The 15,163-nt window shown below is 53.7% G+C and carries 6 protein-coding genes and 1 pseudogene; 4 read left to right on the forward strand and 3 right to left on the reverse strand.

Features of this window, described 5'->3' with window-relative positions; translation table 11 throughout:
• Positions 1-75: 75 nt before the first annotated feature.
• The 3 genes from JOE21_RS15370 to JOE21_RS15380 all read right to left on the reverse strand — a co-directional run bounded on the left by JOE21_RS15370 (position 76) and on the right by JOE21_RS15380 (position 3,244).
• The gene (locus tag JOE21_RS15370) at positions 76-258 is read right to left on the reverse strand and encodes a DUF1731 domain-containing protein (RefSeq protein WP_309868118.1); all 183 of its coding nucleotides are present in this window, start codon (positions 256-258) and stop codon (positions 76-78) included.
• A gap of 198 nt (positions 259-456) precedes the next feature.
• Positions 457-1,230, reverse strand: coding sequence for a methyltransferase domain-containing protein (locus JOE21_RS15375; protein ID WP_309868121.1), 774 nt, complete (start codon positions 1,228-1,230; stop codon positions 457-459).
• Positions 1,231-1,402: 172 nt separating this feature from the next.
• Positions 1,403-3,244 (reverse strand): glycosyl hydrolase family 18 protein, encoded by a 1,842-nt coding sequence (locus tag JOE21_RS15380; RefSeq protein ID WP_309868123.1) that lies wholly within the window; start codon positions 3,242-3,244, stop codon positions 1,403-1,405.
• A 481-nt stretch (positions 3,245-3,725) separates the two neighbouring features.
• On the opposite strand from JOE21_RS15380, the gene JOE21_RS15385 reads away from it, so the two are divergent.
• The 4 genes and pseudogenes from JOE21_RS15385 (at position 3,726) to JOE21_RS15405 (ending at position 15,067) form a co-directional block, all read left to right on the forward strand.
• On the forward strand, positions 3,726-5,033 hold the full coding sequence (locus JOE21_RS15385; protein WP_309868288.1) for a DUF2254 domain-containing protein: 1,308 nt from the start codon (positions 3,726-3,728) through the stop codon (positions 5,031-5,033).
• Positions 5,034-5,119: 86 nt separating this feature from the next.
• A pseudogene (locus JOE21_RS17920) lies at positions 5,120-5,567 on the forward strand (Rv2686c family ABC transporter permease subunit).
• Between the two features lie 390 nt (positions 5,568-5,957).
• Positions 5,958-14,561 carry a golvesin C-terminal-like domain-containing protein gene (locus tag JOE21_RS15400; protein WP_309868129.1) on the forward strand — a complete coding sequence of 2,868 codons (8,604 nt, stop codon included), beginning with the start codon at positions 5,958-5,960 and terminating at the stop codon, positions 14,559-14,561.
• Positions 14,561-15,067 carry a hypothetical protein gene (locus tag JOE21_RS15405; protein ID WP_309868131.1) on the forward strand — a complete coding sequence of 169 codons (507 nt, stop codon included), beginning with the start codon at positions 14,561-14,563 and terminating at the stop codon, positions 15,065-15,067. The genes JOE21_RS15400 and JOE21_RS15405 overlap by 1 nt, the downstream gene beginning before the upstream one ends.
• The last annotated feature ends 96 nt before the right edge of the window (positions 15,068-15,163 follow it).

Here is a 15,163-nt window from a genome sequence, read left to right on the forward strand (position 1 = left end):
CGACAAAACAAGGACGTTTCCCGCCGAGTTTGACACGGTGTGGGGAAACGTCCTTATTTGATATATGGATGAAGTTCAGGATGTCAGTCCCCGGAGGGTCGCTTCCAGGTCGGTGTGTTGAAACCGGAACCCTTCGTCCAGGAATTTCTGAGGAATGCAATTTCGTCCGGTCAAGGCCAGACCGGGGTCGGCCCGCATCACCAGATGGGCGCCCAGCCACACCATCGGAGTGGGGGCCGGCGGAGCCCATCTCGTCAAAAAACCAGATCCTCCAGGAAGAACAAACTTGGCCACCTCATCACTCCTCTCGCATGGATCCTCATTCTCTTTAATCGTAACAAACTGGTAGACAGTGTAAAGAAAAACACTCCCACCCTATGGAAGTGCTTTTAAACAGCAAAAACCTCAAATTTGATCTAGTATGAACGCTCCAACCATCCCTTCATCATCCAACTTCTATTCCTTCACAGCGGCGATTCGAATCCGCCTGTAATCCGCATACCAGGTTCCGTCTTTCATTAATTCGGCTTCTACGTCTTCTTGGATTACGTGATAGAGGTCCTCCCGATCCGAAGGTGACAGATCAGAAAAGAAATCGTCCGCAAACATATCCAGCCAGTGTCTCAATCCATCGGTCCCATCGGGAAGCGGGGTCGGCCTGTCAAAATGGATGGCGTATGTGACACGAAAACCCTGCTTCTCCAACAGGGTGCTGTATTCGCCGATACTGGGAAAATACCACGGATTCCGGTCGGAGGCGGATAAACCGTAGGGGGCGAGTCCGTTTCCGATCCCGCGCATGATCGCGGCTACATTATCCTTGCCGCCAAACTCGGCGACAAACCGACCGCCGGGCCGCAAGGCGCGCCATACGGCTTCCACCGCTTGAGAGGCTTGTTTCACCCAGTGGAGAGCGGCATTGGAAAAAACCGCGTCAAACGGTTCCGACGTTTGGTAGTGAACCATGTTTTTCACCGCAAAGGGGATGTCGGGATGCTTTCGTTTCGCCGTTTCAATCATGGACGGGGCCAAGTCGATGCCGACGGGAAGCGCTCCGGATTGGGCGATTTCGAATGTGAGATCTCCCGTTCCGCATCCGATGTCCAAAATGCGTTCTCCCGGCTGGGGATGAAGCAAGTCCACGACCCCTTTTCCCATATGGGAGACGAAATAGATTTTGTCATCATACAGTTGGGCGTCCCATCTGTTTTGTGAGACGGTCTCTCCCATGGTCCATGCCTCCTTTGATGGAAAGTCCAATAAATGTTGGAACGAAGATTAAAACCTTTCAATCATTTTATCAGGGTGGGTGTCGGAAGTAAAAAGAAGTTTCACGCCCTGGTGCGGGAAGTTGACAATCATAAAAAAACCCCCGCAGGATTTACCCTGCGGGGATGGTTTGTCATGGCAGGTCCCGGCGGACTTTGGCCAGGAGTTCGTGGTTGCGGTCGGCGGAGAGTTCCCAGAACATGGCGCCTGCCAACCTCTGCTCTTTGATGAAGCGGGTTTTGTGGCCGATGGATTCCTCATCGTCGTAGGAGATAAAGGTTCCCGTCTGAGGGTTGAACAGCCAGGGTACTTTGGCAGCGTCATTCCAATAGCGGGTAAACCCGTTTTTGTTTACATAGTTGTTTTTGATATCGGTATAGTCCAACACACCGGGTTCCCATGTGCCCTGGGAGGGGCCGGAACAATTCTGGTACAGGCCGTTGTTGGCGGAGCCGCAGCCGGTCCAGCCCCGGCCGTAAAAGGGAAGGCCCATGATCAGCTTGCTGGCCGGAACGCCGGCGTTTAAGTGGCCTTGTACTGCGGCCTGCACGTTAAAGGTGTTGGCCTGCGGGAAAGGATCAGCAGGATCGCGGAAGAGGGGGGCGTTGTTGCCGCTCATCTGTTCCCAGCTTCCATGGAAGTCGTAAGTCATGATATTGATCCAGTCGAGATGGCGCTGGACCTGATCCAGCTCAGTGTTTTGCACATAGTTGGGTCCGGCCCCGGAGGCGATGGTCAGCAGGTATTGCTTTCCGTCTGCCCGGCCCGCTTCATTCAGCTTCTCCCGTACTTTTTGCAACAACAGGGTGAAATTGCGCTTGTCCTCCGGCCGGCCCGGATGCAATCCCCCGGATACGGGATACTCCCAGTCCAGATCCACCCCGTCGAATCCCCACTCCCGGACAAAGCGGACAGCGCTGTTGGCAAACTTGGTACGGGACGCATCGGTGAGGGCGGCGTCGGAGAAATTGCCGGACCAAGTCCATCCCCCTACGGAGATGAGGGTTTTCAGGTGGGGATGCCGCTGTTTCAGTTTGTTCAATTGGTTGAAATTGCCCCGCTTACAGCCGGGTTCCCAACAATCCCCGGGGAAAAACTTGTCCGTGTCCGCATAGGTGTCCCCCACCACGATTTCCCCGTTGGCGATATTGGCGAAAGCGTAGTTGATATGGGTCACTTTGGAAGCGTCGATGTCGGTTACTTGGTAATTGCGGTCGTAGGTGGCCCAGCCGGGGTAATAGGCGATGATCTTGTGCTGGGAGTTGCCGTTGCTGTCTTCCTTTTGCGTACGGGCTGTGACGGCATTGCTGGCGGCGGAGACATTTCCTGCAGCGTCAAATGCTTTCACGGTATAGGTGTAGGAGGTATCCGGATTTAATCCGGTGTCCGTAAACGAAGGGGTTTGGACGGTGGCGATTTCGGTATCTCCGCGGTACACATGGTACCCCGTCACACCGACGTTGTCCTTGGACGCCTCCCACCGCAGGGAGACCGAGGTAGCGGTAGTGGAAGCGACCCGCAGGTTGGCGGGGGCTGTGGGGGCTTCCTTGTCCTCTTCTCCGCCGCCTCCGCCGTTTACCCGGAGCGAAATCGTTTCACTGGAAGTGGAACCTGCGCTGTTGATCAGTTCCGCCCGATACTGGTAGGTGCCAGAGGGCTTGTTTCGAAATTGGACAAACGCGTACTGGGGGTTAGGTGAGTTTTCGTTCAGGTTTTCCGTGTGGATGAGACGCCCGTTTTCATACAGCTTCCAGGAGGTACCGTTGACTCCCCACCAGAGGTTCATTTCCACCTTGTAGTTTCCATCGTTGTTCCAGTGGGTGTGGTTCAGTGCCGGCTTTCCGGGAGGTTCGGCTGCGGCTGCCACGGAGGCAGAGGATTGTCCCATCAAGGGAATCAACAAAACGAAGGCCATCAACAGGCAAAACCAAGTCTTGCGCGGCTGGGAGCGAAGGGATTGAAACCAGTCAGCCATTTCGATTCACTCCATTTCAAATATTTTGAATAAAAGGACAACAACCCCCTCTGAAAAGTAAGCGCTTTCCTTTCTCTGTTTTGGTTCTGTCGTCTAGATGTATATACCAATTGTTGTGACGATTCATAGTATATCGAACAATCTCTCTTCTTTCAATCTCTATATTAAAAAAATAGTAGATAAAAATAATGAAGAAACTTTTGTAATTTATTTACATCAGAAACTGATCCGCTAGTCAGGGGGTTTGCCGTAGTGGGAAAGGGCGGATACGGTGATCATATCTCTGTAATCGTCTATCTTTTTTAATGTCAAAAGAAGAGCGGTATATTTTATGTTTGGAGGAGCAAGAGCAGGAAATCCAGACTTTTCGTGTAGGGAATAGGATAAAGGCATCCATCGAGCCCTTCATTTTTATAAATCAGCAAGCAGATGGGCATAAAAGAATACAGGTCGGTGAAAGGGATGAGAGGCCGTGACGGTGATGAAGTTCTGGCTTCGCTTGAGACAAAATTTTTGGTTCATACCGGTTCTGTTCAGCGCGATCGCGTTGTATGGCGCATACATCACGGTGGAATTGGATCGGACATTAACGTTGCAGCAGAAAAAAATCTGGTTTTTTCGGGCTTTGCTCACGGACGTCGATTTGGCAAAGATCATATTAAGCTCCCTTGCCGTCGCCATCTTCACCATGATCACCATCACCTTTTCATCGATCATGGTCGTTTTGACTACCTATACCTCTCAATATTCACCCCGTACGCTCCAAAACTTTATCTCGGACAAGATCACACAGCGAGTACTGGGGGTGTTTGTGGCCGGTTTCATTTACATCCTGTTTATCCTGCTTTTTTTAAACCAAGCCAAGCCGAAAAGCTTATTGATCACTCCCACCTTTGCGGTCAATGTCGCGGTTGCCTGTCTCGCTTTTTTTGTTTATTTCATCCATCATGTGGCCACTTGGATCCAGGTGAACAACTTAATCAGCCAAGTGACGGAACGGACGCTCAGCAGTATCGCCTCCCATTTTGAAACCGTGTTGGGGAAGGAAATGCCCCCGGAAAATGCCGATCTCTCGCACATCGCAGACCTTCAATCGGTTGTCGCCCGGGACTCGGGGTATATTCAATATATCGATGTGGCGGGTTTAATCTCCATCGCGGCAAGGGATGACGTCATGATCTCGATGGAACGATCGGTAGGGGATTTTGTCACCAAAGGTGGACAGATTTTCTCTTATCGAAGGGGCTCCGAAAAAGAGATCCGCATCCAGGAGTATCTGGACTTGATTGTGTTGGGAAACGAGCGAACCACAGTGCAAGATATTGAATTCGGACTGCAACAACTGGTGGAAATCGCCCTTCGCGCGGTATCTCCGGGAATTAATGACCCACACACCGCCCTGAACTGCATCAACCGCATCGGCACCATTTTGACCACGCTGAGTGGTTATTCGATCGTCCGGCCCTACCATTATGACGACAACGGTCAATTACGGCTGATTCTCCGATTTGAGCACTTTTCCTATTATCTATATAAAAGCTTTTACCAGATCAGACATTATGCCTCCGGTGATCTCTCTGTCATGGAAGGAATCATTACCACTCTGCAGATGATCGCTGAGGCGGGTTCCCCGGACATCAAAGAAACGATCTGGGATTTCAGCCGCTATATTACCGACGGAATCGATCCCTCGGAGTTGATGGACTGGGATAAATATTATCTGAACAAAAGGCTTTGGAATCTGGCTGTGACCACTGGATTCGAATCCGCTTATCGACCCTTTGAGTAGTCATCACCCTGGGTTGTCTTTTTTGGATTCCAGTTTGTTAGGGTGGGGGATTGGTGCTGGAGGAGTGGGAAGCGGGGGTGTTACGCGTGTTGGCGGTCACCCCGCTCTCCCGGCGGGAATACCTGATCGGCCGACTGGTGTTACCGGCGACGGCCTCTACGGTTTTGGTCATCCTGGCAGCGCCGATGACCGGATGGGTGACGGTGGAGCCGCTTCGTCTGATCCTGACTGCTCTCTTGACCTCCCTTTCCGCTCCTTACCCTGGGCTTAGCGGTTATCGCCCGGAATCGGGTGGAAGGTCTGGCTTGGTCCAAAGTCGCCTCCGCCGCCCTGGCCGCTCCTGCAGCCGTCCATTTCCTTGATCCAGCCTGGCAATGGGTGGCGATGCTGTTGCCGCCGTATTGGGCGGTGCAGGCTTTACTGGCGGAAGGAAGCGGAGTGTTTTGGACGGTGTGGGTGGTGGGAATGTGTGTCCACGTAGCGGGGTTAATCGGGTTGATGGCGTGGTGGAGAAAGCAAGAGGGATCCTGGTAAATCGACCGGAAAATATTTTGACCAATCCTCAGGGGTTGGTCTATTTGTTTGGATAAGGAAAGAGATTACCGGGAAGCGGTTGTGGAAGAGGCATCCATTCATCCGGGATGGATATCACAAAATCTCCCTCAAAAAAGGATAGTTCCCCATTTCAAATCCTTTTACACCCATTAGGATCCAATATTTTATGAATTATATATTAAAAATTTATAATATATAATTCTAATTTAAATATAGCTCCAATATATTAGCATTTTATTTCCGTATTCGTAACAGTTAAATAGAAATAACATATTTTTTTGGATTATAGGAGGAGTAGTGCAAAATATGTCGAATAGAGTATGGGTCACCGTTTTTTATTATCTTTTTTCTTAAGAAAGGAGACGCAGCATGCATCGATGTTTGAAGCACTTGCGGCGGGGAGCCCTTCTTCTTTTTTTGGGCATCTTCGTCTGGACCAGCCTTCTGCCCGCACCCGTGTGGGCTGTGGAAGCCGTTCAAACCTGGGCGGCACAAACGGACTCATCTTCTGATCCTGTTCGGGATTCCACCCGGGGCAGTATTCTGGGGACGGCCTCTCCCCTGGCGGCGATGACCGCAACTCAACCGCAAAAAGAGGAAGACAGTTGGTGGGACCGATTCTGGGGCTTCTTTGAATCGGAAGAGAAAAAGCAGGAACGCGTCGCCCAGGAACGGGCGGATCAAGTCCTGCCCCGCCATGATGAAACGCCTAAAGGAGAAAAACTTCCCAAGGCTAAAAAGGAACGGGAACTAACCGATCAACGGACAGAGAATGCCAAATTCTTTGAGCTGTCCGATGGCCGCGTTCAGGCGGAGATCGCTTCCGGACCCGTTCATTATCGGGATGGCAAAGGAAAGTGGCAAGAGATCGACACTAAGATCAACGCCTCCGACAGCGAGAAAGGGTTCGCCTTTGCTAACCGCAAAAACGCCTTTCACAGCTATTTCGGCAAAAAACCGGACCAGCTGATGAAATTTAAGTGGGGCCGCTACCACCTCACCATGGGGATGGACGGGGTGAAAGAGAAAACACTCAAACCCAAGGTGAAAGCGGACACTATCACGTATCCCGGCGTAATGGATCACACCGATCTGGTGTACACCGTCACTTCCAACTCCCTCAAAGAGGAGATCGTGCTCCATGAGGTGCCGGAGAAAGCCGTCTACACCTTCAGTCTGAAGATGGGCGGAGTGGAAGCGGAAGAGCGCAAGGACGGCTTCATCGCCTTTATCAGCAAATCCTCCGGCGAAGTCGTCTTTACCATGCCGGCTCCCTTTATGATGGACGATCAGGACGATCCCGAATCACCACACGGCAAGGTGTGGAGCGATAAAGTGACGCAAAAGGTGGAGAAAAAAGGATCCAATTTCACCATCACCGTCACGGCGGATGAAAAATGGCTGAAGGCGAAGGATCGGAAATATCCGGTCATCATCGACCCGACCATCACGATCCAGCCAAACCCGAACCAGAGTCAGCAGACCTATATCCTGACGGGTTCCGGTTCCAACTTCAACCACAATCCGTACATCTCTGTGGGAACGACCAATTCCCAAGCGGTGCGGGGGTTGTTGAAATTTAACATCCCCGGAATCGAACCCGGCACCCGGATCGATTCGGCGACGCTCTCCCTCTACTATGACCAGATCCATACCACCAACTCCCAAGATGTCCCCTTGGAAGTACGGGGCATCAAGCAGGATTGGACCGCATCCGAAGTCAACTGGAACGAGGCCAAATCCGGCGTGGCGTGGACGGAACCCGGCGGGACGATCGATGCCGGAGTGGCCCATAACCGGGAGATCGTGGACAACGAGGATTCCGACAAGGTTTCCTGGGTGGGAAGCTGGCCGTACTCCAGCAACGTCTCGGGCTACTACGGGTCCAACTACCAGCCCAACGCCAAAGGGAACGGCTCCGACACCTTCACCTGGAAACCGTTCCTGACCGAGTCCGGCACGTATGAGGTGGATGTCCACTATGCCTCCGCCTTCGACCGGGCCAGCAACGCTCCCTACACCGTCCACCACGCTGACGGTTCCACCACTAAGCGGGTCGATCAACGAACCGGCGGCGGTGAGTGGCAACCCATTGGCAAATGGAAATTTGACGCTGGCAACACCCATCGCGTCGTTCTCTCCGACGATGCCGACGGTTATGTGATTGCCGATGCCATCCGCCTCACGAAATACGCAGAAGCCACCAAGAAGAAGAACAGCAATCACGAGTGGCACCAATACTCGGTGCAAAATCTCGTCCAACGCTGGGTGGACGATCCGCAATCCAACCACGGGCTCATGGTGAAAGCACAGGATGAATCCACCATGGGACAGGGCGGCCCCCGTTATATGGCGGGCAAGCGGGATGACGAACACCGCATCCGGCCCAAGCTGGTGATCACTTACGGGGATCCCTCCGTCACCCTGGACGATCCGAGCAAAGTGTACGGCACCGGGGCGGAACTTCACTGGAGCGAGTACGACGGTGAGGATTTCGCTGAGTATCAGGTGCACCGCAGCATCTGGCAAAACTTCACCCCGTCGCGGTCCACACTGGTGGCGCCCGTCGGGAAGAAGGGGCAAGTCACCTACACGGATACCACAGCCAGACCGGCCCCCGCAGACCAAAACGGTCTCTCCGGGGACGCCTATTATTACAAGATTGTCGTGAAGACCAAAGATGGAACGCTGCTGCCTTCCAACGAGATCCTGACCCGCCTGCCCAAGGCTGGCGTAGTGAAGGAGATCCTGCGCGGAGCCGAAGCGGACACCACTTTGTCCTCTTCTCAACCGAATACCAACCTCAACCGCTTCGGCGCCGACGACAAACCCTGGCTCCAGGTGGGGCACAGCAACACCTATGGAGCGACCCGTCCCGTCCTGAAGTTTGATCTCACCGGGATTCCCGTAAATACCAACATTCTCCGGGCGGATCTCGATCTGTGGGCGTGGCTGGCCAACGGCAACCCCGGTGAGGTGGAAGCCTACGCCCTCACCCGTGGCTTTGTAGAGGAAGAAGCCACCTGGAACGAGGCCAAGGCGGGCACAGCCTGGTCCAGTGCCGGCGGGGATATGGGTAGCACTCCCTTGGGCAGTCGAACCGGCCTTGGCAACGCCCTGCGCTGGCACAGCTGGAACACGACCGATGCCGTCCAGGACTGGGTCAACGGCGCGGCAGATAACCACGGCTTCCTGCTGAAGCGGAAAACTGAATCCAACGACGGAAACAATACCCTTTTCCTTAGCAGCGAAGCCGGCGATGAGCAAAACGCCGGCGGTGAGGACCGCCTGCGTCCGCGGATGGTGATCTACTACACCGACACCCCGGACCAAGGCACTTACTACGCGCCGGACACCCCGTCGCGCATGATTCCAGGGGATCGGTACAACATCGAGGTGACGCTGACCAACACGACCCAGTTCACCTGGACAGCCGGGAGTCATCAGCTGTCCTACCACTGGATGCTGCCGGACGGGACCGATGTAACCACCGGCGGCAATCAGCTCTTCACCGATTTGCCAGATGATGTGGCTCCCGGGGAGACGGTGACCGTCACCGCCGAGGTCCGCACCCCGATCCAGAGCGACTCCGGCAACAAGCGGGAAGCCTTTGTTCTCCTGTGGGATTTGTATCATAGTCCCAGCGGCCTCTGGCTCTCCGAAGGGGAGACCGGCATTCCCACCCTGAGTCAAAACATCATCGTGGAAGACCCCAAGTCCGACCAGCTCGGGTTGGAGAAGTTTTATCAGTACGTAGGGAAAAACACCGGAGCCGGCTCCACCGTGATGAACAACCTGTATGCCGGCAACACCGTCTTCAGCTACAACCCGATCCACAACCCGGGTCAAGGCTTGGCCAGCTTTGTGCGCTTCACCTACAACAGCTTGGACACCTCCGATTCGGTATTGGGTTACGGCTGGTCCCTGTCCGCCACCAGTCTGATGCGCCTCGGGACCCCTTTGGATCTGCATCCGATTAAGATCGACGAGATCGAGGGACGGGTGCGTTCCGGCAAGATTACCCTGACCGACGGCGACGGTACCAGTCACGAGTTTGAATACGATTCCGATACCGGTGAATTTAAAACACCGCCTGGGGTTCATCTGTACCTGCAGCTGTATGATGCGGGCGGCACCGACCGCAAATGGGTGATGACCCGTCCCGACCGGACCCAGTTCTTCTTTGACGATGTCGGGTTCCTGTCGGCGATTCGGGATAAAAACGGCAACGAGATGCTGTTCACCTATGAGGAGCGCCGCTCGCAAAACAAGCCGACCAAATTCCTGCAATACATCACCGACCCAGCGAACCGCCAGTCCCTCACCCTGGAGTACTACGCCAAAGGGGACGAGGGTGTCGGTAACAACCCCCATATCATCGACAAGGTGAAATCGATCACGGATATCGCCGGTCGCACCATCACCTTCACCTATGATGATAAAGGGCGTCTGGTGGAGTTTGTGGATGGGGATGGCGATGAGGAAGCAAAGACGTTCCAGTTCGCCTACAACACGCAAAACACCAACAAAAACACCAAACTGATCCAGATCACCGATCCGAGGGGGAACGATACCCAGCTGGATTACTATGAGCCGGGGGATCCGAATAAATGGAAACTCCAGGCCCTGACCGACCGCCTCGACGGTGTGACGCAATTTGACTATGAAGATATCGACGGCTCTCAAGGCTCTGTGATCGAAGCGACGGTGACCGACGCCAAAGAGAGGGAGACCCTGTATCGCATGAACGGCTTCGGTAACCCCGAGCGGATCACCAACGCCAAGGGGGAGACCACCGAACTCCACTGGGACGCCGACTTTAACGTTGATCGCCTTAAGGAGCCCAATGGAGCCGTCACCACCTGGACCTATGACGGCAATGGTCTGCCGCTCACCCAGACCGACGCGGAAAACAACGCCCGTCCGGAGTCTGAGCGGAACTCGATGACGATGGAGTACGAATACTCCCTGAACGGGTACGTGGCGGATCTGGTGAAGAAGACCAGTCCGGAAGGCCGGTCTCACACCTTCGCCTACGATGCCCAGGGGAACCTGACCACGGTGACGGATCCCAAGGGGTATGAGACCACCTATACCTACCATGGAAAGGGACTCCTGCATGAAGCCACCGACGCCAACGGCAACCCCACCGTCTACGGGGATCCGGAAGCGGAGAACAACGGCTTTGACCCCAACGGCTATCCGCTGACGATCACCGACGCGCTGGGGAACACCACCGAGACCCAATACGGCGACCGGGGAGAAGTGCTGGCCATTACCGATGCCAACGAGAAAACCAGCACCTACACCTACGACATCTTCAACCGGCCGCTGGAATCCAAAACCCCCAAAGACCAGGATGCGGGTGAATACATGGAGACCCCGGCTCCGGTCTATGACAAAAACGACAACGTCGTCGAAGAGACGGCTCCCAACGGCGCCAAACAGACCTACACCTATGACGCCGCCGATCAGCTGACCTCCCAGGTGGCACCGAAGGACACGGCTACCTCGCCGGAGCGGAAAACGACCTTTGCATATGATCCCGTCGGCAACCTGAAGAAGCAGACGGAACCCTTGGGGAACGCCGGTGATGGCACCACCCACACCACGACATACGCCTATGACGCCATCGACCAGCTGACCTCCGTCACCAACGCCAAGGAAGAGAAAATCTCCTACGACTACGACAACGTCGGCAACATGGTAAAAGTGACGGAACCGAAAGGGAACCAAACCGACGCCCCGGACGATTTCACCCATACCTACGAGTATGACCTCAACCACCGGGTGACCAAAGAGATCGACGCCGCGGGACATGCGGTTCAGTACCAGTACGACGATGACAGCAACCGCACCCAGGTGACTGACAAGGAAGGCACCACCACCACCGTCACCTACGATGAGCGCGGTCTGGTGTCGGAAACGAAAGTGCCCCATAAAGACGGCGTAGACCGCATCACCCGCTACGAGTACGACAAGGTGGGCAACCAGACCAAGGTGATCACCCCCCGTGGAACCGAATCCGGTGTGGATGACGCCTTTACGGAAGAGACGGTGTATGACGAGCTGAACCGGGTGAAGGAAACGATCTTCCCCCATGATCCCTCCAGCTCCGATCCCCGTCATCAGGCCCAGGAGAAAACCGTCTACACCTACGATGTCGTGGGCAATGTGACCAAAGTGAGCGCCCCGCCCTCGGAAGGGCAGAGCGTGCGCAACGACACCGTCTACACCCACTTTGACAACGGCTGGGTGAAAACCAGCACCGATCCGTGGGATATCCAGGCGTCCTACGACTACAACGAACTGGGCTTGCAGACGAAACGCACCTTGACCAGCGCCGGCGGCAGCACCCGCACCATGGGCTGGGCCTACTACCCCGACGGCAAACTGAAAGCCAAGTCGGACGAAGGCATCCCGGAAGACCAACCGGTGGTGCTGGTGGACAACACGGATACCCAGAACACGGAAAGCGAGGGCAACTGGCCCGCCTCCACCAACGTGAAGGGCTATCACGGGATCAACTACCAGTACAACTTAAAAGGCACCGGTGAGGATACCTTCACCTGGAACCTCAACATCCCGCAGGACGGAGACTACACCGTCTATGTGAAGTACGCCCGCGGCAATGACCGGGCCACCGACGCACCCTACACGGTTCACTACGACGGGGGCGAAGAGACGATCCCGGTCAATCAGAAAGAAAACGGCGGCCAGTGGAACGAACTGGGCACCTATGCCTTTACAGAAGGCAACGACGCCTCCATCGTCCTGACAGACGAAGCCGACGGCACTGTCATCGCCGATGCGGTCAAGCTCGTGCGGCAGGTGGAAGGCGAACCCACCCGCAAGAACAAGCAGTTTGAATACACCTATGACGTCAACGGCCACCTCGTCGAAATGACCGATACCAGCGACGAAGCCGCTATTGACATCTACCGGGTTTACTACACCGAACTCAACCAGGTGGAAAAGGTAGAAGAGGTGAAAGGAAGCGACACCCAGCGCACCACCACCTTCGCCTATGACGCCAACGGCAACCCGGTGAAGCGGACCCACGACGGGGAGATTGCTGAATACGCCTACGATGGGCGCAACCTGGTGGAAGAAGTCACCCATAAGGAATCCGCCGACGACGCCGATCCTAAGGTGACTACCTACACCTACACGCCCAACGGCCAGAAGAAAAAAGAAACCAAAGCCAACGGCAACACCGTGGACTACACCTACTATCTGGATGGACTGTTTCAGCATCAGGTGGAGAAGAAATCCAACGGTAACCTGGTGAATGAACACACCCTCACCTACAACGCTAACGGTCACCGGACGAAGGATGTCCTGAAACTGGTGGACGCCGATGGCAACACGGTAAACAGCACACTCACCTACGAGTATGATCCCCGTGACCGGGTGACGAAGTACGAGAAGACGGGAGACAATGCCCGTACGGAGACCTATGTCCACGATGCCAATAGCAATGTGGTCGAACAGAACGTGGACGGGACGCAGACAACGTATAGCTACGACCGGAACCGATTGTTGTCTGCGACTGTAGATGGGGCGTCGGTCAGCTATAACTATGATCCCTTCGGTCGCTTGGACACTGCTACCAGTCAAGGGAAACAGGTAGAGAAATACAAGTATGACGGATTCGACCGCATCCGGGAGTATCGCAAACTGGAGGACGACGGATCTACAACGACCACCACGAAATACACCTATGATCCGCTGGATCGGAAGGTGACCCAGACAGATAAGGTAGGTACCGCCAAAGAAAAAACGACCCACTTTAACTATCTGGGGCTGATGGAAGATGTGATCTCGGAAGAAGTGGCGGATGAGATCACGAAGTCCTACCAGTACACACCTTGGGGCGAGCGCCTGTCCATGGTGAAACACGGGGAGGATGGTTCGAAAGAGGATTCCTTCTACGGCTACAACACTCGTACCGATGTGGAAGTGCTCACGGACGAGAACGGAAATACTCGCGCCACCTATGGTTATACCGCTTACGGCGAAAATGATAGTAAGGCCTTCACCGGAGTGGACAAGCCGGATCCCAACAATCCGGATCAAGAGATCTATAATCCCTACCGTTACAGCGCAAAGCGCTTTGACCCGGCTACCGGCCAATATGACATGGGCTTCCGGGATTACGACCCGGGAATCAACCGATTCCTCACCCGTGATATGTACAACGGGGCCCTGGCGGATATGAGCCTGGGCATGGATCCCTGGACGATGAACCGGTATGCCTTTACCGGTGGGAACCCGGTCTCCCGCGTGGAATTGGATGGACACGATTCCATCTGTGCACCGCCTCTCAGTTGTAATCCGGATCACATCCAGGATGCGGAAAAGCGTGAAGCGTATGACAAGGAACGAGAAGCTTTAAGGCAAGAAGCTACTGAAGCCATCGCACCATTCGCTGATTTGACTTGGTTGGGAATTTTCGCGGATACGATGTCCCTAATCGGTGGGAAGGATTTTTGGACTGGTGAGTCCAAGCCGCGTTCCGAATCTGCGGCTAATCTTGCCATGACCCCGGTCAAACCATTTAAGGCAGTTGGCTCTGTACTTGGGTTTGGGGCGAGAGGGGCTAATAGAACTGATGTTAAGTTTCAGAGATGGAAAAAAGGCGATGCGATTGATAAGCCATTGCCAGATGGTGGGAATCCTGACTGGGGAACTGTTCAGAGTAGGTATTGGAAAAATCGATGGTTTGAATCAAAGAATACAGGGGAATTTGAAACGGAAAACTTGAGGCGAATGAAAGAAGGTAATGCCCCACTGGACTTTAATCCGAGAACTGGTAATATGGAGTCAAGGGAGCTACATCATGTGATTCCACGAAGGCATGGCGGGGATAATTCCCCATTAAATTTGCGTGAATTAACGCCAGATTGGCATGCAGAAGTGGACCCTTATCGTCATGTGTCGGGAGTTTCAACCACTAGGGGGATACGGTAGTGAAGTATGATTACCTTCATGAGTCGAAAGAAGTATTTCTGATTCCCTCATCACCTCAGCCATGTAGTAAACTTGCAGAGGCACTACTGCCATTGGGATATACAGAAGATGACGGTTTCTACTACTTAAAACGGACAGGTGAACATCCGAATTGGCAGTCAGAGAATATTGTTTCTGTCGATGTCTATAAAGATGGGCAGGAGATTGAAGCAATTGAAGATGAATTCGATGACGAACCTTGCGAGTGGGATAAGTTGAAGTTTGAGTATCTTCTGGCTACGTTACCGGTGTATACAATCGATTTATTCGTAGACGGTGTTACACAGGTTAGTGAGAAGCTAAAATACCCTCTTATTTATGAGGGCAGAAAAGTCTCTTCACAGGAATTGAAAAAGGAATTCCGTAAATGTGCCAACGAGTTAAGGAGAAACGTAGGGGAGCCGGGAAGTAAATCTGTGCGAATTGAAATTGCACTTACTTATCCCCGAAAAAAGAAGGACATGTAACAGAATAATAATCAATGATTGATAGTTAGGCTGCTGACAAAGTAGAGGTCAGCAGTCTTTTTTTATTATTCGAAGGAGAAAACGACTCACTTTAAC

This window comes from Desmospora profundinema (assembly GCF_031454155.1).
Taxonomy (GTDB): domain Bacteria; phylum Bacillota; class Bacilli; order Thermoactinomycetales; family DSM-45169; genus Desmospora; species Desmospora profundinema.

Coding starts and splice junctions, on each gene's coding strand:
- JOE21_RS15375 (WP_309868121.1), bottom strand. CDS start 1,230: ATGGGAGAGACCGTCTCACAAAACAGATGGGACGCCCAACTGTATGAT.
- JOE21_RS15380 (WP_309868123.1), bottom strand. CDS start 3,244: ATGGCTGACTGGTTTCAATCCCTTCGCTCCCAGCCGCGCAAGACTTGG.
- JOE21_RS15385 (WP_309868288.1), top strand. CDS start 3,726: ATGAAGTTCTGGCTTCGCTTGAGACAAAATTTTTGGTTCATACCGGTT.
- JOE21_RS15400 (WP_309868129.1), top strand. CDS start 5,958: ATGCATCGATGTTTGAAGCACTTGCGGCGGGGAGCCCTTCTTCTTTTT.